The following is a 1,609-nucleotide window of genomic DNA, read 5'->3' on the forward strand; positions in this document are numbered from 1 at the left end:
CGCCCGCTGTGGACCGCGACACGGCATGGGCGTGGTTCGAGGGGTTGCCAGAGGCCGCGCAGGACAAGGCTCGCGTCCGGTTGCGGATCATCCAGTCAGTAGACGCGCTGGAGGATCAGTTGGGGCGGCATATGGCCGTTCAGAGCGTGGCACGATCTGAGGGCGTGGGCGCGCGCAGCGTCTGGAACTGGCTGTCGATGATAGAGGGTGTGCGGCGCGATGATCGCTTGCCCTATCTGGCCCCGCGCCACCGCGCTACCAAGCGCGCCAATACCCGTGACGAGGTCGATCCCGAGTTCATGGACTGGCTGAAATCCGACTACCTGCGTTTGGCGCGCCCGAGTTTTGCGACCTGCTATCGCCGCGCCGTGCGGGTGGCGCAGGGCAAGGGCTGGAAGATCGCCCCTGAACACACTGCCCGGCGGCGCTACAAGGAAACAGTCACACGCCCGACCGAGGTTCTGGCGCGCTATGGTCTGGAACGGCTGAAACAGATGTTCCCGGCGCAGGTGCGCGACAAGACGGCATTGCGCGCGATGGAAGTGGTCAATGCCGACTATCACAAATTCGACGTCTTCGTGCGCTGGCCCGGCGAAGACAAGCCCGTGCGCCCGCAAATGGTGGCGTTTCAGGATATTCACTCTGGTCTGATCCTGTCTTGGCGTCTGGACCTGACTGCCAATTCCAGCGGCGTGATGCTGGCCGCAGGTGACATGATCGAAGATTGGGGCATCCCCGACCATGTGGTCTTGGATAACGGGCGCGAATTCGCGGCCAAGCTGGTCACGGGCGGCGCGCAGACGCGGTTCTGCTTCAAGGTGCGCGAGGATGACATACCGGGGCTGTTCGTCAGCCTGGGCTGTGAAATCCATTGGGCGACCCCCTATAGCGGCCAGTCCAAGCCCATCGAGCGCGCCTTTCGGGACATGTGCGACGCGATTGCGCGCGACCCACGCCTTGAAGGGGCCTGGACCGGAAACACGATTGACGCCAAGCCCGAAAACTACGGCAACCGCGCCGTGCCCTTGGACGAATTCCTGCGGATCGTTGAAGAGGGCATTCAGGAGCACAATCTGCGCGAGGGGCGCAGGTCCGAGGTCGCATGGGGGCGCAGCTTCCGCGCCGTGTTCGATGAAAGCTATGCGAGCGCGCCGATCCGCAAGGCGACCGAGGCGCAGCGCCGTCTGTGGCTGATGGGTGCAGAAGGTCTGCGAGGAAACGCCAAGACCGGCGAGTTGAAGTTCCAGCGCAACCAGTATTGGGCACCTTGGATGCACGAGATCGCGGGCACCCGCGTGGTGGCCCGGTTCGATCCTGCCGACCTGTGGGACGGGCTGCACGTCTACTCGGCGCAAAACGAATATCTGGGACATGCGCCTTGCCGTGAAAAAGGCGGCTTCCTGTCGATTGACGATGCGCGCCGCACGTCGCGGGAACGCGCTGCGTTCGTCAAGGCCGAGCGCGCCGCCATGGAGGCGCATCGCAAGTTGCGTGCCCGCGATCTGGGGGCCGATCTGGACGCGGCGGCGTTGCCCGCGCCCACACCTGCCGTCGAGGCCAAGGTGGTGCGCCCTGTTTTCGACAAGCGGGCGCGACCCGCGCCAGAGGC

General features: G+C 64.9%; 1 protein-coding gene. It reads left to right on the top strand.

Annotated elements, in window-relative coordinates; all coding sequences use genetic code 11:
• Positions 1-1,609: transposase domain-containing protein (locus ROE7235_RS19540; protein ID WP_121097706.1), on the top strand; the 1,609-nt coding region annotated here is incomplete at both ends.

The sequence above is a fragment of the Roseinatronobacter ekhonensis genome (assembly GCF_900499075.1).
In the GTDB taxonomy this organism is placed as follows: Bacteria; Pseudomonadota; Alphaproteobacteria; order Rhodobacterales; family Rhodobacteraceae; genus Roseinatronobacter; species Roseinatronobacter ekhonensis.